Origin of the sequence: Microbispora sp. KK1-11, from assembly GCF_006874435.1 — a bacterium.
GTDB classification, from domain to species: domain Bacteria; phylum Actinomycetota; class Actinomycetes; order Streptosporangiales; family Streptosporangiaceae; genus Microbispora; species Microbispora catharanthi.
Genome location: NZ_VIRJ01000014.1, coordinates 94,214 through 114,496, shown reverse-complemented (window position 1 = coordinate 114,496; position 20,283 = coordinate 94,214). Strand labels below are relative to the sequence as shown.

Here is a 20,283-nt window from a genome sequence, read left to right as displayed (position 1 = left end):
TTGTGGGCGTCCCGATCCCCCCACCAGGCGGGCGAGGGCTGAATCGCCGGGAATCACCCTCGCGGGAAGACACGCTTGTCTACCCTGAGAGAGCCACGTAGGAAGGGCGGTGTCGCGTGGATCGCTGCGCGCTGTTCGTTGACGCCGGCTACTTGCTGGCAGACGGCGCGATGGCCGTCCATGGGACCCGCCATCGCGAGGCCGTCTCCTGGGACTATCCGGGCCTGCTGCAGCTCCTGACCAACCTGTCAAGAGAGCGCACGGGCCTGCCGCTTCTGCGTTGCTACTGGTACGAGGCGACCGTCGAGGGCCGCCGTACGCCGGAGCACGACGTGCTGGCGGACATCCCCGGGCTCAAGCTCCGCCTCGGCCGGATCCGGCCGGGCCGGCGGGAGGGCGTGGACGCCCAGGTCCACCGCGACCTCATGACCCTGGCGCGCAACAACGCGGTCTGCGACGCGGTCGTGGTCAGCGGCGACGAGGACCTCGCTCAGGTGGTGAGCGACGCGCAGGACCTCGGCATCCGCGTGACCGTCATGCAGATCGCGGCCGACGGCGCCTGGTCGGCGGCGCGCACCCTGCGGCAGGAGTGCGACGACCTCGTCGAGATCGCGAGCGGCCATCTCCGGCCGTACGTCACGATGCTCACCGGAGCGGACCCCGGTCCCGGCCTCGGCAACGGCCAGTCCCACGGCAACGGCCTCGTCCCCCACGGCAACGGTTCGCTGTCCAACGGAACCCACCTCACCGGCTCCCATCAGAACGGGACACAGCCGAACGGGTCACAGCCGAACGGGTCACACCAGAACAGCGGCCAGTCGCAGGGGAGCCACGCCGCCGGCCTGCACGGCGGGGCGACCCCGGTGACGGGATCGCACGGCACCCCCTCGCAGAGCGCGTCGCACGACCCGGGCGCTTTCGGCGCGGCGTCGAACGTCACCCAACCGCACGCCACGGGGATACCCGGCACGGGCACCCACAGCGGCGGGTCGCACGGCACGAGCACCCAGGGAACCGGCACCCAGGGAAGCGGCACCCAGGGAAGCGGCCCCCACGCGAACGGCACCCAGGGAAGCGGTGCCCAGGAAGGCGGCGCCCACGGCACCGGCGCGCACGGCACGGGGGCGCACAGCGGCGGGCGGTCCTCCGCCGCCCACGCGCGTCCGGCCCTTCCCGCGCAGCCGTCCCCACCGGTCTACAACGCCTACTCGCCGGAGTCCCCGCAGCCGCCCGTACAGCCGTCCCAGCAGCAGCGCCAGGCTCAGCCGCCCGGGAGCACTCCGCTGCCGGCTCCGCCTGCGTCCACCCCGCCGTCGCCGCCCTCGGGAGTCCAGACGCCGCCGAGCAGCCCGGTGCAGAGCCAGTACGGCTCCGGCTCCGCCGCCGGCTACTCCCCCTCCCAGCTGGGGCCGTACACGGGTCCACAGCCCGCTCCGGTGCCGGTCCATACGGGAGGCACCACGACGCTCGCCGAGGCGGTGAAGGCGGCGCACAAGGAGGGCCACGACTTCGGCGAGTCGGTCGCAAGGGACGCTCCCGCGCTGTGGCTGGAGGCCGTGCTCGCCCGCAAGCCCCGGATGCCGTCCGATCTCGAGGCCCGCCTGCTGCAGGGGTCCTCGCTGCCGATCGACTTCCTGCTGCACGACGAGGTCCGGCACGCCCTGCGCCGCGGCTTCTGGGACGCCCTGGAGCGCGCCCGCCGCTGACCCGGCCGTCCGTCGTGGTCGCACCGGGTGAGCCGGGGAGGAGCGCAGCGGGGTGTGTCGCCGCGCCACGCTCATCCCGACCCGGGCGGAGGCGCCCCGTCCTCGGCCATGCCTGGATGCGGCGCGTACGCGGCGGTGTCAGCCGAGGGCGTCGAAGCCGGCCCGAAGGTGGGCGACGCGCTCGCCGAGCTCGGTGACGGCGCCGTTCAGGGGCGCGTCACCGGACTTGTCGGCCAGCTCCCGCACCCGCCGTAGCTCGTCCTCGACCGCGGTGACGCGGCTGGACAGCTCTGCCAGCACGGAGGTGTGGTCGCCGCCGCCCGGCAGCTCGTTCGACAGGCGTTCGCGCAGGAGCGCCGCCTGCTCGGTGAGCCGCCGGTTCATCGTGTAGAGCTCCACGAACACGGCGACCTTGGCGCGCAGCACCCAGGGGTCGAACGGTTTGGTGAGGTAGTCCACGGCCCCGGCGGCGTACCCCCGGAAGGCGTAGTCGGGGGCGCTGTCGACCACGGTCAGGAAGATGATCGGGATGTTCCTGGTGCGCTCTCTCCGTTTGATGTGCGCGGCGGTCTCGAAACCGTCCATGCCCGGCATGCGCACGTCGAGCAGGATCAGAGCGAAGTCGGTCGACAGGAGGGCCTTCAACGCCTCCTCTCCGGACCGGGCCCGTATGGGCACGACGTCCAGCGAGCTGAGGATCGCCTCCAGGGCGATCAGGTTCTCCTCGCGGTCGTCGACCAGCAGGACCCTGGCGCGGTCAGGCATCGATCATGCCTCCTGGGAGTCTCGGGCCTCTGGGGACGGCACGCCCCTCGTTCGTTCTGTGCCCCCGTTGCGGCCGCGCATGAGCCATCCGCGCAGCCGTTCGAGCAGCCGGTCGACGTCGACGGGCTTGGGCACGTAATCGGAGGCGCCCGACGAGATGCTCTTCTCGCGGTCTCCCCGCATGACCTTCGCCGTCAGGGCGATGATCGGCAGGTCGGCGAACTGCGGCATCGTGCGGATCGCCGAGGTCGTGGCCCAGCCGTCCATCTCGGGCATCATGATGTCCATCAGCACGAGCGCCACGTCCTCGTTGCGTTCGAGCTGCTCGATGCCCTCGCGGCCGTTCTCGGCGTACACGACGGTCGAGCCGTGCCGCTCCAGCACGCTGGTCAGCGCGAAGACGTTGCGGATGTCGTCGTCCACGATGAGGATCTTGGCCCCGGACAGCGGGTCGTCCCCCTGCCAGTCGTGGCCGTCCACCAGCGGCGCGTACTGGGGGACCGGCAGGTCGGTCGGGAGGGGGATCTCCGGGAGGATGTCCTTGATGTGCAGGTCGGGCACCTCGTCGGCGCGGCCCTCCGGCTCCACGGGCGTGGCGATCGCGCCGCCGTCGGGTGCGGCGAGCGGCCCCGAGTAGTTCGGGGGCAGGTACAGCGTGAACGTGCTGCCCTCTCCGGGGGCGCTCTGGACGTGGATCTCGCCGCCGAGGAGGCGGGCGATCTCCCGGCAGATCGACAGGCCGAGACCGGTGCCGCCGTACTTGCGGCTCGTCGTGCCGTCGGCCTGGCGGAACTGCTCGAAGATCACTTCGAGCTTGTCCGGCGCGATGCCGATGCCGGTGTCCACGACCCTGAAGGCCAGCATGTCCTCCTGCGAGCCCTGCAGCTTCTCGTCCACGTACGGCACGTCGGCGGGCGCGCTGGTGACTTCCAGCCGGACCTCGCCTTCGTGGGTGAACTTCACCGCGTTGGACAGCAGGTTGCGCAGCACCTGCTGCAGCCGCTGCTCGTCGCTGCGCAGGTCGTTGGGCACGGAGGGATCGACCTGGACGGTGAACGACAGGCCCTTGTCCTGCGCGAGCGGCGCGAAGGTGGCCTCCATGTAGTCGACAAGCGCGGACAGCGACATCGACTGCGGATGGATGTCCATGCGGCCCGCCTCGACCTTGGACAGGTCGAGGATGTCGTTGATCAGCTGCAGCAGCGCGGAGCCGGCGTCGTGGATCGTCCGGGCGAACTCGACCTGCTGCGAGGTCAGGTTGCCCTCGTTGTTCTCCGTCAGCAGCTTGGCGAGCACGAGCAGGCTGTTCAGCGGGGTGCGCAGCTCGTGGGACATGTTCGCCAGGAACTCGGACTTGTAGCGCGAGGACACCGCGAGCTGCTCGGCCCGCTCCTCCAGCGTCCGCCGGGCCTGCTCGATCTGGAAGTTCTGGATCTCGATGGCGCGGTTCTGCTTGGCCAGCAGCGCCGCCTTGTCCTCCAGTTCGGCGTTGGACCGGCGCAGCTCCTCCTGCTGGCGCTGGAGCTCGTCGGAGCGCTCCTGCAGCTCGATCGCGAGCCGCTGCGACTCGGTGAGCAGGTCCTCGGTCCGGGAGTTCGCCATGATCGTGTTGATCGTGACGCCGATGGTCTCGACGAGCTGGGTGAGGAACGCCAGGTGCACCTCGCTGAACTGCCGGAACGAGGCCATTTCCAGGACGCCGAGCACCTTGTTCTCGAAGAGGATCGGCAGCACGACGATCTGCGCCGGGTTCGACCGGCTGAGCCCGGTCTCGACCGTGATCGAGTCGACCGGCACACCCTCGAGGATGATCTGCTTGGCCTCCAGCGCGGCCTGGCCGATGATCCCCTCGCCCAGCTCGAAGTTCGGCTTGGGGGTCGAGCCCGGCTGGATGCCGTAGCCGGCGATGAGGTTGAGCCGGCCGTCGTCGTAGAGGTAACAGGCGCCGTGGCTGGCCGAGACGAGCGGGGTGAGCTCGCTCATGATCAGCCGGGCGACCTCCATCAGGTCGCGGTGGCCCTGCATCAGGCGCGAGATCCGGGCCAGGTTGGACTTGAGCCAGTCCTGCTCCTGGTTGGTCTTGGTCGTCTCGCGCAGGGTGGCGACCATCGTGTTGATGTTGTCCTTGAGCTGGGCCAGCTCGCCCGGCGCCTCCACGGTGATCGACCGGGTGAGGTCGCCCCTGGCGACGGCGCTGGTCACCTCGGCGATCGCACGCACCTGGGTGGTCAGGTTGCCGGCCAGTTCGTTCACGCTCTCGGTGAGCCGCTTCCAGGTGCCCTCGACGCCCTCGACCCGGGCCTGGCCGCCGAGCTGGCCCTCCGAGCCGACCTCGCGGGCGACGCGGGTCACCTCGGAGGCGAAGGACGACAGCTGGTCGACCATGGTGTTCATGGTGCTCTTGAGTTCGAGGATCTCGCCCTGGGCGTCGACGTCGATCTTGCGGGTCAGGTCGCCGTTGGCGACGGCGGTGGTGACCTGGGCGATGTTGCGCACCTGATAGGTGAAGTTGTTGGCCATCGAGTTGACGTTGTCGGTGAGGTCCTTCCAGACGCCCGACACGCCGGGGACGCGTGCCTGGCCGCCCAGCCGTCCCTCGGTGCCGACCTCGCGGGCGACGCGGGTCACCTCGTCGGCGAAGGCGGACAGCTGGTCCACCATCGTGTTCATCGTGTCCTTGAGCTCCAGGATCTCGCCCTGGGCGTCCACGGTGATCTTCTTGGACAGGTTGCCCTGCGCCACGGCGGTGGAGACGACGGCGATCTGACGGATCTGCGACGTCAGGTTGTTCGCCATGAAGTTGACGTTGTCGGTGAGGTCCTTCCAGATACCCGACACGCCGCGCACCTGCGCCTGGCCGCCCAGCCGTCCCTCGGTGCCGACCTCGCGGGCGACGCGGGTCACCTCCGAGGCGAAGGACGACAGCTGGTCGACCATGGTGTTCATGGTGCTCTTGAGTTCGAGCATCTCGCCCTGGGCGTCGACGTCGATCTTGCGGGTGAAGTCGCCGTTGGCGACGGCGGTGGTGACCTGGGCGATGTTGCGCACCTGGTAGGTCAGGTTGTTGGCCATCGAGTTGACGTTGTCGGTGAGGTCCTTCCAGACGCCCGACACGCCCTTCACTTCGGCGCGGCCGCCCAGCTTGCCCTCGGTGCCGACCTCGCGGGCCACCCGGGTCACCTCGTCGGCGAACGCCGAGAGCTGGTCGACCATCGTGTTGAGGGTCTCCTTGAGCTCCAGGATCTCACCCTGGGCGTCCACGGTGATCTTCCTGGACAGGTCGCCCTTGGCGACGGCGGTGGAGACGACCGCGATCTGCCGCACCTGAGAGGTCAGGTTGTTGGCCATGAAGTTGACGTTGTCGGTGAGGTCCTTCCAGACGCCCGACACACCGCGCACCTGTGCCTGCCCGCCCAGCTTGCCCTCGGTGCCCACCTCGCGGGCCACCCGGGTCACCTCCTCGGCGAACGCCGAGAGCTGGTCGACCATCGTGTTGACGGTGTGCTTCAGCTCCAGCATCTCGCCGACGGCGTCGACGGTGACCTTGCGGCTCAGGTCGCCGCGGGCGACCCCGGTCGTCACCTCGGCGATGTCGCGGACCTGCGCGGAGACGCGGTCGGACATCGTGTTGACGGCCTCGGTGAGGTCGCGCCAGCTTCCCGACATGCCGCGCAGGTTGGCCCGGCCGCCCAGCTTGCCCTCGGTGCCGAGGTCACGGGTGACCCGTGTCACCTCGGAGGTGAACAGCGAGAGCTGGTCGACCATGCCGTTGATGGCCTTGCCCAGGCGGCGTACCTCGCCCCGGGCCGCGCGGTCCACGTCGATCCTGCGGGACAGGTCGCCCTTGGCCACCGCGTCGATGACGTCGGCGGCCCCGCTGACCGGCGTCACGATGGCGTCGATGAGATCGTTGACCGAGCCCACGCTCTCCGCCCACGCGCCGACGCCCGGCCCGGGGCTCAGCCGTTCGGTGAAACGGCCCTCCTTGACGATCTCGCGGCGCACCCGGGCCAGCTCGTTGGCCAGGTGTTCGCGCCGGTCCGCGACCTCGTTGAGCAGCAGCCGGATCTCGCTGAGGATTCCCGGCGGGGCGTGGGAGACGCGGCGGCGGAAGTCGCCGTCACGCCATGTGATGAGCGTCTCCAGGAAGGGAACGAGATCGGATTCGCGGTAGACCCGTTCGGTCCCGGCCAGCTCGGCGTTGGCGGGCGACATTTAGCCTCCTTTACCCCGACGGGGCTGACGCGACCAAGGCGTGGGGCCTCGTACGGCCTGTCCAGCCGCGGACTCCATGCCAGTCTGTCACGTTCCGTGGGGTGCGGGGCCCCCTTGCTTGACCCGAGGTCAGGCGAAAGTGTGGTAAGCACAATGGTGGTGACAACTACCCCTCGAGCCGTCCTGGCGGCGTCCTTCACGCCGGGTGAGACGGCCGTACCCGAAGTGAAGCGGTTCACGCGCGAGGTGATGACGGCGTGGGCCGCGATGTCGGTGTACCCCGAGGCCGAGCGTCTGGTGGGCGAACTGGTCGCGGAGGCGGCCGGCGCGCCCTTCGAGGTCGTGTGGCTCCACCACGGCGAGTCCATCCAGGTGGAGGTGCGGGAGAAGACGGACGGCCAGGACTTCGGGCCGCCGGCCGACGCCACCACGTGGGGCGTCACGTTCACCTCGGCGCTGCGCACCCGCTGGGCCCGCCTGGAACTTCCGGGCGGGGAGCCGGTGCAGAGCGACGAGTGGCTGCTCGAGGCCGCGCACGGCCCGGGCTGGCTGGGCTTCCTCGCGGACGCGAGCGACCTGCTCGCGGGCACGCTCAACCCGGAGATGGTCCCGGCGATCATCGCGCAGATCGTGGTGCCGCGCCTGGCGAGCTGGTGTGCCGTCTACACCGACCCGGACGGGCTGGGGGAGCTGCGGCCCGCCTACCTCTGGCACGCGGACGAGACCCAGATCGACACCATGCGCGACGAGCTGGAGGAGATCGCGCTGCCGGGGGACGACGACCCCGCCGTGCTGCCGATGAGCGAGTGGCAGGCGCTGGCCTACCCGCTGACCGCCCGGGGGCGGCGGCTCGGCGTGATGTGCCTGGGCCGGCGCGACCGCTTCCCCGACGAGGCCATGCAGATCGCCGAGGACCTCAGCCGGCGCGCGGCGCTCGCGCTCGACAACGCCCGACTGTACGCGCAGCAGGCGGCGGCCAACAGAGCGCTGCAGCGCAGCCTCCTGCCGCCCGACGAGCCCACGACCCCCGGGCTCGACTTCCATGTCATCTACGAGCCGGCCGGGGAGAACAACGAGGTCGGCGGCGACTTCTACGACCTGTTCCCGATCGCGGACGGGGTCTGGCGCTTCGCGATCGGCGACGTCTGCGGTACCGGGCCCGAGGCCGCGGCGGTCACCGGGCTGGCCCGTCACACGCTCCGCCTGCTCGCCCGCGAGGGGTACGGCGTGGCCGCCGTCGTGGGCCGGCTCAACCAGGCCATCCTGGAGGAGGGGGAGCGCGCCCGTTTCCTGACGCTGCTGCACGGCCAGATCACGGTCGTGCCGGAGGGACTCGACATCCGCCTCGTCTCGGCCGGGCATCCGGAGGCCCTGCGCCTGCGGCCGAACGGCGTCGTCGAGGTCGTCGCCTCGCCGCAGTCGCTGCTCGGGGTGTTCCCCGAGGCCAAGTTCCAGGAGGACAACCTGCGGCTCACCCCCGGCGACGTGCTGCTGGGCGTGACCGACGGGGTGACCGAGCGGCGGTCGGGCGGCCGGCTGCTCGACGACGACGGCGGCCTGGCCAAGCTGCTGGCCGAGTGCATCGACCTGTCCGCCCGCGCGGTGGCCGAGCGCATCCGCCGCGCCGTGCAGGACTTCGCGCCCGAGCCGAGCGCCGACGACCTGGCCATCCTCGTCCTGCGCGCGCCCTAGACCTGGCTGAGCCGGGGGCTATCGGCGAGCGGCCAGAGTGCGGACGGCGAAGTCGATGGACGCGGCCATCTGGTGCACCCGCTCCTCCACCCTCGATGTGCCCGGTCCGGTGTCGTACCGGTAGACGGACGCCTCCCTGCCGTGGTCCGCCAGGGCCCGCACGTAGTGCTCCACCTGCCGTGCCGGGCAGCGCGGGTCGTTCGCCCCCGTGAGGATCAGCAGCGGGGCCTCCACCATGTCGGCGTAGGTGATCGGGGAGGACGCGGCGTACCGCTCGGGCACCTCGGCCGGGGAGCCGCCCAGCAGCGCCCGGTGCGCGGCGCGCAGGCATTCGGCCTCGTCCTCGTACGCCGCCGCGTGGTCGGCGATGGGCACGGCGGCGATCCCCGCCGCCCACGACTTCGGCTGGGTGCCGAGCGCCAGCAGGGTCAGGTAACCGCCCCACGCCGTGCCGGCGAGCACGAGGCGATCGGGGTCGGCGATGCCGCGCTCCACCGCCCACTCGCGCACCGCCGCCACGTCGGCCAGCTCGATGTGGCCGACCTCGCCGCGCAGGGCGTCGCGCCAGGCCGAGCCATACCCGGCCGAGCCGCGGTGGTTCACCCTGATCACCGCGAAACCGCTGTCGACCCACGCGGCGACCTGCGGCCGGAACGAGTCGTCGTCCTGGCCGCCCGGGCCGCCGCCGAACCCCGGCAGCACGCTGCGCAGGAGGAACACCGTCGGGTACGGCGCGGCCACCCGCTCCGGCCGGGAGACGAGGGCGTGGATGCGCCCGCCCGGGCCCTCCACGTCGATGTCCTCGAGCGGCACGGACGGCGGAGGCGTGCGCCCGGGACTGAAGACCACGTGGCCGTTGCTCGACTTGACGACCGGTGGGTGGGCGGCGCTCGACCAGGCGTACTCGACGGTGCCGTCGGGGCGGGGCGCGGCCGCCTCGATCACCCCGTGCGGGCTCTCGATCGGGGTGAGGCCGCCTCCGGCGAGGTCGTAGCGCAGCAGTTCCGTGCGTCCCCGCTGGGTGTGGATGATGAGCAGCGCGCGGCCGTCGTCGTACCAGTCCGCGGAGATCTCGCCGCGCACCCGCAGCCAGATCTCCCGCTGCTCGCCGGTCACCGGGTCCCACACGAGCGGTTCGCGGCGGCCCCGGCGCTCGTGCAGGACGAGCAGGCGCCGGTCGCCGGGGACGGGGGCGAACCTGCCGCCGGTCACGCCCCTGCCCGGTCCGTCGTTCAGCTCGGCGACCGTCGAGCCGTTCGCCCTGATGACCCGTACGGCCGGGTGCAGGACGTCGCCGTGCTCGCTGTGGTTGACCGCGATGAGCGAGCCGTCGAGCGACATGTCCGCGACCGCGGCGTACTCGTGGTGGCGATACAGCCTGACCGGCTCGCTCCCGGGCCTGGCCAGCAGGATCTCGAAGCCGTCCCGGGAGGAGCGGCCCACGGCCGCGGCGCCGTCCGAGGAGAGCGCGAGCCCGCAGGGGTGGCCGGGCGGCATGGCCAGGGGCACGTCCGGGCCGCCGTGGAACGGCTGGCGCGACCACACGCCGTGTCCGTCGCCGTCCGTGTCGCCGTGTATGCCGCCGTGTATGTCGCCGAACCACCAGATCCAGTGGCCGGTGGGGTCGATCGCGCCATACCGGGTGCCTCGGGGGCGGTCGGTGACCTGGCGGGTCTGGCCGCTCGACCGGTCCCAGGCGTAGATCTCCCAGGAGCCGGAGGCGTTGCCGCGGTAGACGGCACGCTGCGGCGCCTGGCGCGCCCACGTGGGCAGGGTCACCCGCGGTGCCCGGAACCTGGCCTGCCAGCGTTCCTCGGCCTTCATGCCGGCCTCCCCAGTGCTCCTACGGGGTCGGGTTCAGTATGTCCCGCCAGACGCGACAATGCCTGACAAACGGGCGATGTCGGGCCACGAGTTCGGGCGGCGCGCCGATCAGGACAGGTCCAGGCCGGCGAGCTGGGCGCGGCTGGCCACGTTGAGCTTCGGAAACGCCCGATAGAGGTGGTAGCTGACGGTCTTCGGGCTGAGGAACAACTGCGCCCCGATCTCCCGGTTGGTCAGGCCCTTGGCGGCCAGCCGCACGATCTGCAGTTCCTGCGGGGACAGCGCGGACAGCGCTTCCGTACGCGCGGCAGGGGAGCTGGTGTCTCCGGTGGCGCGCAGCTCGGTGCGGGCGCGCTCGGCCCACGGGCGGGCGCCCAGCCGCTCGAAGGTCTCCCACGCGGCCCGCAGATGCGGCCGGGCGCTGCCCTTGTCGCGCTCCCTGCGCAGGCGCTCCCCGAAGGCGAGCCTGGTGCGGGCCGCCTCCCAGGGACGGCCGCTGCCGGCGTGGAGCCGTACGGCGGCGTCGAACTCCTGGTGCGCCCGCTCCCAGTCGGTTTCGAGCAGGGCGCGGCAGCGGTGCAGGACGGCCTGCGCCCAGTCCTGCCCCGAGGCCGTCGCCCACTCCTCGAACCGGCGCAGCGGCTCGCGCGCGGGCAGCCCGAGCCGTACGGCCGCCTCGATCTGGTCGGGGGCGAAGTAGACGGCCTGGATCTGGTGGCGCACCGGGCCGGTCATGGCCGCGTCGAGCCGGTCGAGAGCCTCGGCGAACCGGCCCTGGCCGAGGTCGAGCAGGGCCAGCGCCCACTCGGCCCACGCCAGGCCGTTGACGATGTGGTTGGCGTCGAAGCGGTCGCGCGATCGGGCGGCCAGCTCGGCGCACCGGTCCGCCTCTCCCCGTACGGCCGCCAGCCACGCCAGCGTGCCCTCCAGGTAGCCCGCCCGGTTGTGCTGCCCGGTGTAGGAGGTGAGCCGCAGGCCCTCGGCCGCGGTGGCCTCGGCGTCCCTGAACCTGCCCAGATACAGCTCGGCGGCGGCGAGCGTGACGTGGACCAGGGGAAGTTTGCCGATGTCGCCGGCGGCCCGGCACTCCGCGGCCATGGCGGCCGAGATGTCGTGCCCGGTCCTGAAGTCGCCGACGAGCGGGGCGACGAAGGCCGCGTTGATCCGGAACGTGTGCGCGCCGGAGGCGATCCGGCCGCCCCTGGCGACCATGTCGCGCATGATCGGGAGCCCCTGCGCCGGTCCCTGCCGCAGCAGCACGGCCGCGCCGGTCACGGCCTGGACGGCGGGGTCGAGGCCGTCCTCCGGACGCAAGCCGAGCTTGTGCAGGCGTTCGGCCGCCTCGGCGACCCTGGCCGGGTCGCTGAGCTGCCAGGCGTTGCGCGCGGCGTCGGTCAGCATGAGCCCGGCCGCGATCCGGTCCTGCCGCGCCTGCCCGTCGAAGTCCTGCCCGTCGGAGTCCGGCCCTTCGGAGCCCTCCGCGTCCGCCATCGTGAGCGCCGTCAGCTCTTCCGCGCCCGCCATCAGCAGGTCGTGGGCCAGGTGGGGGGCGCCCTCGTCGAACGCGATCCTGGCGCGTAGGTCGGACAGCCGCGCGCGGGAACGGGGGTCGGTGACCAGCGCGGCGGCGCGCTCGACCAGGTCCTTGGCCCGGCTGGCCTGGCCCGCGTCGGCGGCGGCGACGGCGGCCTCGGTCAGCCGCCCCGCCCTGAGCGCGTGGTCCTCGGTGAGCTCGGCGGCCCGCTCCAGCGCGGCGCAGGCCCCGGCGTTGCCGTCGCGCTCCCGGGCGCGCCGCGCGGCCTGCTCCAGCGCCAGCGCCGCCGTCTCGTCGGGGCCGGTGGCGGCGGCGGCCAGGTGCCAGGCCCGCCGGTCCGGCTGATGCTCGAGCAGCCGCGCCAGGATCGCGTGGACCTCCAGCCGCAGATCGTAGGTGCCGTGCCGGAAGGCCGCCGCGCGCATGAGGGGGTGGGTGAAGGCGACCCGCCCGCCGTCGATCCTGACCAGGCCGGACTTCTCGGCCACGCCCAGGGCGGCGGGCGCGATTCCCAGCTCCCGGCCCGCCCGTACGATCACGTCCAGGTCGCCTCCGTCGGTGAGCGCGGTGACCAGCAGCGCCTTCTGGGCGTCCTGGGGAAGTTCGGCGATGCGGGCCTCGTACGCCTGCTGGATGCGGGCGGGCAGCGGCAGCGGGCTCCGGTCGTAGGCGGGCAGGTCCGTACGCGGGAGCTCGAGCAGGGCGAGCGGGTTGCCGCAGCTCTCCTCGATGACGCGGTCGCGCGTGCCGGGGGCGAGCCCGGGGGCCGCGTGGGCGAGCAGCGTGGCGGCGCTGCCCTCGTCGATGCCCGACAGCCGGTGCTCGGGCAGACCCGAAGGGGCGAAGCCGTCGCGCGCGGCGAAGATCATGACGATGCCCTCGGCGTGCAGCCGGTGGGCCGCGAAGCGCAGCGCCTGCGCCGACTCCTGGTCGAGCCACTGCGCGTCGTCGACCAGGCACAGCAGCGGCCCGCCCTCGGCCAGCTCGGCCAGCAGCGACAGCACGGCCAGGCCCACCAGGAGCCGGTTGGTCACCGGGGCCAGGCCGAAGGCGCCGCGCAGGGCGGCCGACTGCGGCTCGGGCAGCGCGTCCAGCCGATCGAGCCCGTGCCCGAGCAGCAGGTGGAGCGAGGCGAACGGGATCTCCGCCTCGGTCTCGACGCCGACGCCGCGCAGCACGCGCATGTCCTGGGCGCGCTCCCCGGCGTAGGCCAGCAGCGACGTCTTGCCGATGCCCGGATCGCCCCCGACCACGAGGACGCCGGAGCGTCCGGCACGCGCCCGCTCGAGCAAGCCGTCGATCACCGCTTGATCGGTCGCACGGCCCCACAGCACCAGGGCATCCTAGTGTCGCGACCGACGAGGGAGGGGCACTAGTCATGTGTCCGATACCGCCCGGACATCGCGATTCCTAGCGTTCTCAGGGTGAACAACAACACGCAAGCGGTCGATCTCATCGGGGTCACCAAACACTACGCACACGGCGTCACGGCGCTGGACGACGTCACGATCGGCTTCGGCGCCGGCACGTTCACCGCCGTGATGGGACCCTCGGGGTCGGGCAAGTCGACGCTGCTGCAGTGCGCGGCCGGGCTGGACCGGCCCAGCACGGGCCGGGTGGTCGTGGACGGCCGCGACCTGGCCGCACTCGGCGACCGGAAGCTGACGCTGCTGCGCAGGGACCGGATCGGCTTCGTGTTCCAGTCGTTCAACCTGCTGCCCTCGCTCACGGCTGAGCAGAACGTGGGCCTGCCGCTGCGGCTCGCCGGGCGGCGCCCCGACCGGGAGTTGGTGCGGCAGAGCCTGGGCGCCGTGGGCCTGGCCGAGCGCGCCGGGCACCGGCCCGCCGAGATGTCGGGCGGGCAGCAGCAGCGGGTGGCCATCGCGCGGGCGCTGGTCACCCGCCCCGCCGTGCTCTTCGCCGACGAGCCGACCGGCGCCCTCGACGCCAACACCAGCCGCGACGTGCTGCGCCTGCTGCGCACGCTGGTGGACCGGCAGGCCCAGACCATCGTCATGGTCACCCATGACCCCGTGGCGGCCTCGTACGCCGACCGGGTCGTGTTCCTGGCCGACGGCCGCGTGTTCGGCGAGCTGTACGAGCCCACAGCCGAACTGGTCGCCACCCGGATGCTGCAGCTGGAGGCGTCGTGCTGAGGATCGCCTGGTCTACGCTGCGTACGCGCTGGATCTCCTTCGCGGGCACCTTCGCCGCGCTGGCGCTGGGCGCCGCGTTGATCGCCGCGCTCGGCCAGGTGCTGGCCTCCAGCGTCACGTCGCCCGCGCGGGGTCCGCAGCGGTACGCCGCCGCGCCCGTCGTGGTCGTGCCCGACGAGAGGCTCACCGTGGACACCTGGCGGGGCGGCAGCAGCGCGCCCCTGGCCGAGCCGCGCGGCCTCGGGGACGACCTGGTCGCCCGCTTCCCCGGCGCGGTGGTGGACCGGGTCTTCCCCGCGCGGCTCTCGGACGGGCCGGCGGCGGTGGGCAGGCCCTGGTCGGCCGCCCGTACGGCCCCGCAGACGCTCGTCGCGGGTCGCGCGCCCTCGGGGGACGGCGAGATCGCGATCAGCGAGGGGACCGGGCCCGAGCGGCGGCGGGCGGCCGCCGGGGCGCGGGCGCTGGTCGGGACGCGGGTGCCGGTGGTCACCGCGTCCGGGATCGAGACGTACCGGGTCGTGGGCATCACGACGGCGGGGCCGCAGCCCACGGTGTTCTTCGCCGACACGCGGGCCGCCCGGCTGTCGCCACGCGTGGACGCGCTCGCGCTGTGGCGGCCCGCCGCCGAGGTGACGAAGGCGGTGGCGGGGGCGGCGCGGGTGCTGACCGGGCAGGACCGGGCGCTGGCCGATCCGTCCCGCGAGGCCGACGAGCGGGCGCGCAACAACGCCAACACGATCGTCGGCATCGCCGCCGGGTTCGCCGCCTTCATCGCGATCTTCGTGGTCTCGTCCACGTTCGCGTTCGCGGTGGGGCAGCGGCGGCGCGAGTTCGCCCTGCTGCGGACCATCGGCGCGACCGCGGGCCAGGTCAGGCGGATGATGTACGGCGAGGCCGCCCTCGTCGCGGTGGCCGCCTCCGCGGTCGGCGCGTTCCTCGGTCCGCTGGCCACCCGGCCGATCCTCGACCGGTTGGTCGCGCTCGGGATGGCGCCGGAGTGGCTGACGCCGTCGCGGTCGTCCGTGCCCGCCTGGGTGGCCTTCGGCACCGGAGTGCTGGTCGCCGTGACCGGCGTGGCCGTGGCCGCGCGGCGGGCCGGGCGGGTGCGGCCCGCCGAGGCGCTGCGCGAGGCGGCGGTAGAGCCCCGTGCGATGACCTGGGGCCGGTGGATCGCCGGGCTGGGCCTGCTGGGCACGGCGGTGGTCAGCATGGCGGTGAACGCCGTCGGCGATCCCGGGTCGGCCACGAACAACAAGACCTTCATGCCGATCGTCATGCTGCTCATCGCCGCGCTGGGCCTGCTCGCGCCGGTCTTCGTGCGGCCCGTCACCTGCCTGCTCGTCGCGCCGCTGGAGCGGCTGCGCGGCGCCGGCGGCGTCGTGGTCGCGGGCGGGACGGCGGCCTCGGCCAGGCGGACCGCCGCCACGGCCGCGCCCGTCCTGGTCACCGTGGCGCTGGCGGCCTCGCTGCTGGGCGGGGCCGCGATGACCGACGCCGCCAAGTCGGCGCTGCGGACCCGGCCGGTGCGCGCCGACTACCTGGTGCTCGCCGACGGGGACGCCGGACTTGACCGGCAGCTCGTCCAGCGGCTGCGGGCGATCCCCGGTGTGGACGTCGCCACCGAGACCGAGACCAGCGTCTACACGCTCGAAGGCGACACCCAGCTCATCCGCAGGCCCGCCCAGGCCGTCGAGCCGGGCACGCTGTCCACGGCGCTGTCGGTCCCGCTGGTCGCAGGATCGGCGGCCGGGCTGCGCGACGACACGATCGTCGTCTCCCGGACCTGGGAGCTGAGCCTGGGGCAGCGCGTGCGCATGTGGCGGGCCGACGGCAGCCCGGTCACGCTGACGGTGACCGGCGTGCTCGGGGACGATTCGCCCGCCGACGCCTATGTCACGCCCGCCCACGCCTTCTCCGCGCTGCCCTCCGTCGCGTACGTGACGCCGCGCCGGGCAGTGGCGGCCCCGGCCGTACGGGCCGCGCTCGAACAGGCCGTACACGGCCACAACGCCCGCGCGGTGAGCAGGGCCGAGTGGGTGCGGGAGTCCGGCGACCGGCAGGCCTCGGCCAGCCGGCTCGGCCTGCTGGCCGTGCTGGGGATCATGCTCTGCTACACCGTGATCGCGCTGGTCAACACGCTGCTGATGGCGGCCTCCGACCGCGCGGCGGAGCGGGGCGGCCTGCGGCTGCTGGGAGCGACCCGGGCGCAGGTGCTGCGATACGTCGTGGCCGAGGCGCTGGCGGTGGTGGCGGTCGGAGTGGTGCTGGGGTTCGCGGCCACCGCGCTCGCCCTGCTGGGACTGGAGGCGGCCCTGCTGCGCCTGGCCGGGTTCTTCGCCTTCGACGTCCCGTGGCTGCCGGTCGTCTCGGTGATCGCGATCTGCTTCCTGCTGGGCGCGGTCGCGGCGGTCACCCCCGCGCTGCGCACCAGAGGCGTGGCGATCCCGCGCTCGTGATCCGCGCCGCGTGGTCAGGTGGTCGCAGGCCAGGCTCGCCTGGTCAGGGCAGCACCGTCCAGCGCGTGATGTGGAAGGACGCGGTCACCGGCATGGGGCCGGGCAGCGCGGCGATCTTCGCGGCCAGCTCCTCGGGGCGCGTGTGCCAGGCGCTCGGGCCCATGCCGACCACCGCCTCGACCTCGTCGTGGCCGAGGGAGAGCACGATCTCCTCGGTCTCCTCCGCGATGCGGGCGAACCGGCCGCCCAGGGCGTCCTCCAGGCGGCGGTCCTTGTCCTCGTCCACGCTCAGCAGGCCGAGACGCTCGACGAGCGGGCTCAGGTGGCCGGGGCCGGGTGTGACGACGACCAGGGAGCCGCCGGGCCGCAGCACCCGGGCGAACTCCTCCGCGTTGCGCGGCGCGAAGACGTTGAGCAGCACGTCCACGCGGTCGTCGCCGACGGGGATCGGCCGCCACACGTCCGCCACCACGGCGCCGATGCGGGGGTGCGCGCGGGCGGCCCGTTTCAGCGCGTGCTTGGACACGTCGATCGCGATGCCCACCGCGTCCTGGTCCAGCGCCGCGGCCAGGTAGTAGCCGGTGCCCGCGCCGGCGTCGGCGACCACGGCGGCGCCCGCGCACAGCCGGGCGAGGCGGCGGGCCAGCGGGGCGTAGTGGCCCGCCTCAAGGAAGCGGGCCCGCGCGGCCACCATGGCGGGCGTGTCGGCCGTGCCGGCCGGGCGGGTGAGCATGTTCACATACCCCTGCCGCGCCACGTCGAAGGAGTGGCCGCGCGCGCACCTGACCGATCCCTCGGCCAGGTGGATCGCCGTACGGCAGGCCGGGCAGACGAGGTGGTCGATGACGTCGGCGAGCACCCGTCCATCATCCACCCCGCGCGGGACTGCGACCCGGCGACAAGTCGGCTGCAGGAGTACGGCAAGCCGCCGGAGGTTCCATGAATGCGCAAGGAACTTTTCGAAGGGGGAGACCACGATGACCCGCACCCGCCGCCGCTGCCCGCGCTGCCGCACCGAACTCGACGAGGGTCCGATCCTCTACCGCTGCGCCCACTGTGAGCGCGCCGTCTACGCGGCCGACCTCGACGTCGACTACACGCCCGTCCCTGTCGCCGCCCGCTGAACCCGACGCTTCTTCTATCGTGGTGCGATGCCGCAAGAGCCGAGAATCGTGGCCGGTGTCGAGATCGTCCCGCTTTGCGATGCCGTGGGTCCCATGAAGGAACCGATCCGCAAGCCGCTGCCCGAGATGTTCGCCGGTGCGGCGTTCGATCCCGACGAGGAGTGGGTGCTGCACTTCCACTGCTTCCTGGTGCGGGCGGCGGGCCGCACGGTCCTGGTGGACGCCGGGATCGGCGGTGTCGGCTCGCCCGCGACCTGGGCGCCCCTGCCCGGCCGCCTCATCGGGGAACTGGCCGCCGCCGGGGCCGCTCCGGCCGACGTGGACGTCGTGGTGCTGACCCACCTGCACAGCGACCACATGGGCGGCGCGGTCGTGGACGGCGCTCCCGCCTTCCCGAACGCCCGCCATCTCGTGCAGCGCGCGGAGGTCGAGTGGGCCGCCGACCCGGTGCGCGAACTGATCCTCGATCCCCTGCGGGACCTGCTCGACGTCGTCGACGGGGACGTGGAACCCGTGCCCGGCGTCCGGGTGGTGCACGCGCCCGGCCACACGCCCGGCCACCAGATCGTCGAGGCGGGAGACGTCATCATGAGCGGCGACGCCCTGCACCACCCCGTCCAGCTGGCCGATCCGGCGATCCGCTACGTGTACGACGAGGACCCCGACCTCGCCGTACGGACGCGCAAGGACATCCTCGCCCGTGCCGCCGTCCTCGCCCCCGCCCACTTCCCCGACCCCTTCGTGGGGCTCCAGCGGACCATCTGATAGCTCTGCGAATCCGCTTGTGTGCACAGAGTGATGGTGTTTAGCCTTTACTCATGGCGGCAACGGTAAAGCTTATGGAGGACGCGAACCCGTCGACCCGGAGGGGGCCTGCGCGCATCTCTCGTAAGAACCAGGTCACCCTTCCGGTCTCCCTCCTGCGCAAGCTGGGTCTCGGGCCAGGGGACGCGGTCGATATCGCGGACGAGGACGACCACATCGTGATTCGCCGCCATCGCAGTCGTTTCAAGGGTGTGATAGGAACCATCCCGGGCTTCACGGATGCGGTGGACGTGGAGAACAGCAGGGACAGCTGGCAATGACCGGCCGACCCCTGGTGTTGCTGGACACGAACATCGTGAGCGGGTTACTGGATCCCGGGGACGTCCTGCACGCGGACGCGGGCGAGGCCGCTGAAGCATGGGAGGCCCGGGGAGCTTTGTTCGCCATCTCCCTGATCACCTGGAGCGAATGCCGGGTAGGTGCGATCCGGAGGGGCCCCGCAGCGGAGATGGCTCTGCGCAGGTTCCGGGAAGCGGGTCTTGACGATGTTTTGTTGCCCTCTGAGGCCACCGCCGAGGCTGCCGCTCAGATCCGGGCGGGGACCTTTCGGTACGAGTTCCCGATGCGCTGATCCTCGCGACAGCTCACGAGAGCGGAGCCATGGCGCTTCTCACGGCAGACAAGAAGCTCGCCAAGATTTCGCCGGGTCTGGTCGAACTCATACGGCCTTCGTAGCCTCGGCAGCTTCCGCTAGGCAGGGGCCGGAGCGGGGGCAGGGTGAAGGGTGGTGCGGCGGCGGGCGCGGGCGCGGTAGCGGATCACCTGTACGGCCCCGAGCAGCCAGATCGGATACTGCACGGCGAACGCCCAGCGGAAGTCGCCCTGCAGGTCCATGACGACGCCGACGAGCGCGATCAGGGACATCGAGGCGGCGAAGCCGCCGCCGTTGACGATGCCGGTGGCCACGCCGATGCGCTCGGCCGGGTTGAACGTGCGGGCGTAGTCGAAGCCGACCATCGAGCCGGGGCCGTTCGTGGCGAGGGCCAGCATGAGCAGCCCGAGCGTCCACAGCGGGGCGGGGCCGGGCCACAGGAGGACGAGCGTCCACGCGCCGGCCGTGGCGCCGATGACCGTGAGCACAATCCACGAACGGCGCAGCGGGAAGCGCCCCGCGAGGTGGCCGAGCAGCGGCCCGCAGCCCATCGCGAGCAGTGTCAGCGTGGTCAGCAGCACGCCGGCCGTACGCGGGGACAGGCCCTGGCCCTGCACCAGGAAGGGATAGCCCCACAGGATCGTGAACGCCGCGGACGAGCACTGGGTCGCGGCGTGGGTCCACATCCCGAGGCGGGTGCCCGGCTCCGCCCAGGCCGCCCGCACGCCGAGCGCCGCGGGCGCGCGTTCCGGCCGCCGGTCGCGCAGGAAGAGGCCGACGGCGGCCAGGGTCACCGCCCCCAGGCCGCCCGCCCACAGGAAGGTCGGCGTCCAGCCGTACGCGTGCAGCGAGGTGATCAGCGGCACGGCCGACACGACCGCGCCGAACTGGCCGAGGATGCCGGTGAGCTGGACGATCAGCGGGTTGCGGCGCGGCGGGAACCAGACGTTGACCACGCGGATCACGCTGATGAACGTCATCGCGTCGCCGCAGCCGACCAGCACCCTTCCGGCGACGGCCGCCCCCAGGCCGGTGGCGACGGCGAACAGAAGCTGGCCGAGGGCCATGACCGCCGCGCCGATGAGCAGCATGCGCTTGGAACCGAGGCGGTCGACCAGGACGCCGACGGGGATCTGCATGGCCGCGTAGACGAGCAGCTGCAGCATCGCGAGGGTGGACAGCGCCGCCGACCCGACCCCGAACCTCGTCGCCGCGTCGATCCCGGTCACGCCGAGCGACTGGCGGTGGAAGACGGCGACCATGTACGCGAGCACACCGGCGGTCCAGTAGATCAGAGGTTTACGACTGTTCTCACCCGTGTGCACCACGTAGACGCATTTTACCGTTATGTGCTTCTTGCCCCTTGCGTGACCTCTGTCGCGCGTGCGCCGGAA

General features: G+C 72.6%; 14 protein-coding genes. 8 read left to right on the top strand and 6 right to left on the bottom strand.

Going from position 1 to position 20,283, the window contains the following annotated elements; translation table 11 throughout:
• The first annotated feature begins 116 nt into the window (after positions 1–116).
• Positions 117–1,706 (top strand): NYN domain-containing protein, encoded by a 1,590-nt coding sequence (locus tag FLW16_RS21115; RefSeq protein ID WP_142561818.1) that lies wholly within the window; start codon positions 117–119, stop codon positions 1,704–1,706.
• Between the two features lie 138 nt (positions 1,707–1,844).
• On the opposite strand, the gene FLW16_RS21110 is transcribed toward FLW16_RS21115, so the two are convergent.
• Together FLW16_RS21110 and FLW16_RS21105 are read right to left on the bottom strand one after the other, a co-directional pair.
• On the bottom strand, positions 1,845–2,471 hold the full coding sequence (locus tag FLW16_RS21110; RefSeq protein ID WP_142561817.1) for a two-component system response regulator: 627 nt from the start codon (positions 2,469–2,471) through the stop codon (positions 1,845–1,847).
• 3 nt (positions 2,472–2,474) lie between these two features.
• Positions 2,475–6,686 carry a HAMP domain-containing protein gene (locus FLW16_RS21105; RefSeq protein ID WP_142561816.1) on the bottom strand — a complete coding sequence of 1,404 codons (4,212 nt, stop codon included), beginning with the start codon at positions 6,684–6,686 and terminating at the stop codon, positions 2,475–2,477.
• 159 nt (positions 6,687–6,845) lie between these two features.
• Between FLW16_RS21105 and FLW16_RS21100 the strand changes: the two genes are divergently transcribed.
• Positions 6,846–8,378 carry a PP2C family protein-serine/threonine phosphatase gene (locus FLW16_RS21100; protein ID WP_260615438.1) on the top strand — a complete coding sequence of 511 codons (1,533 nt, stop codon included), beginning with the start codon at positions 6,846–6,848 and terminating at the stop codon, positions 8,376–8,378.
• A gap of 18 nt (positions 8,379–8,396) precedes the next feature.
• On the opposite strand, the gene FLW16_RS21095 is transcribed toward FLW16_RS21100, so the two are convergent.
• Positions 8,397–10,202, bottom strand: a complete 1,806-nt coding sequence (locus FLW16_RS21095) for a prolyl oligopeptidase family serine peptidase (protein WP_142561814.1) — start codon at positions 10,200–10,202, stop codon at positions 8,397–8,399.
• A 108-nt stretch (positions 10,203–10,310) separates the two neighbouring features.
• Complete coding sequence (locus FLW16_RS21090) at positions 10,311–13,070, bottom strand: LuxR C-terminal-related transcriptional regulator (RefSeq protein ID WP_142561813.1); 2,760 nt, start codon at positions 13,068–13,070, stop codon at positions 10,311–10,313.
• 90 nt (positions 13,071–13,160) lie between these two features.
• On the opposite strand from FLW16_RS21090, the gene FLW16_RS21085 reads away from it, so the two are divergent.
• Entirely contained in the window at positions 13,161–13,892 is a 732-nt protein-coding gene (locus FLW16_RS21085; protein WP_142561812.1) for an ABC transporter ATP-binding protein, read from the top strand.
• Positions 13,886–16,348 carry an FtsX-like permease family protein gene (locus tag FLW16_RS21080; protein ID WP_142561811.1) on the top strand — a complete coding sequence of 821 codons (2,463 nt, stop codon included), beginning with the start codon at positions 13,886–13,888 and terminating at the stop codon, positions 16,346–16,348. The genes FLW16_RS21085 and FLW16_RS21080 overlap by 7 nt, the downstream gene beginning before the upstream one ends.
• 43 nt (positions 16,349–16,391) lie before the next feature.
• Here the strand turns inward: FLW16_RS21080 and FLW16_RS21075 are convergent, their stop codons facing one another.
• Entirely contained in the window at positions 16,392–17,207 is an 816-nt protein-coding gene (locus tag FLW16_RS21075) for a zinc finger domain-containing protein (protein ID WP_142561810.1), read from the bottom strand.
• 118 nt (positions 17,208–17,325) lie between these two features.
• On the opposite strand from FLW16_RS21075, the gene FLW16_RS43850 reads away from it, so the two are divergent.
• From FLW16_RS43850 to FLW16_RS46220, 4 genes are all read left to right on the top strand, one after another.
• Positions 17,326–17,472, top strand: a complete 147-nt coding sequence (locus FLW16_RS43850) for a hypothetical protein (protein ID WP_185949530.1) — start codon at positions 17,326–17,328, stop codon at positions 17,470–17,472.
• 93 nt (positions 17,473–17,565) lie between these two features.
• The gene (locus FLW16_RS21070; RefSeq protein ID WP_142561809.1) at positions 17,566–18,237 is read left to right on the top strand and encodes an MBL fold metallo-hydrolase; all 672 of its coding nucleotides are present in this window, start codon (positions 17,566–17,568) and stop codon (positions 18,235–18,237) included.
• 53 nt (positions 18,238–18,290) lie between these two features.
• Positions 18,291–18,557: an AbrB/MazE/SpoVT family DNA-binding domain-containing protein gene (locus FLW16_RS21065; protein ID WP_142561808.1), complete on the top strand. Its 267-nt coding sequence runs from the start codon at positions 18,291–18,293 to the stop codon at positions 18,555–18,557.
• The gene (locus FLW16_RS46220) at positions 18,554–18,868 is read left to right on the top strand and encodes a PIN domain-containing protein (RefSeq protein ID WP_396686704.1); all 315 of its coding nucleotides are present in this window, start codon (positions 18,554–18,556) and stop codon (positions 18,866–18,868) included. The genes FLW16_RS21065 and FLW16_RS46220 overlap by 4 nt, the downstream gene beginning before the upstream one ends.
• Positions 18,869–18,987: 119 nt before the next feature.
• Here FLW16_RS46220 and FLW16_RS21055 read toward each other — a convergent pair whose 3' ends face one another.
• Positions 18,988–20,217 (bottom strand): nitrate/nitrite transporter, encoded by a 1,230-nt coding sequence (locus tag FLW16_RS21055; RefSeq protein ID WP_260615437.1) that lies wholly within the window; start codon positions 20,215–20,217, stop codon positions 18,988–18,990.
• Positions 20,218–20,283 lie beyond the last annotated feature (66 nt).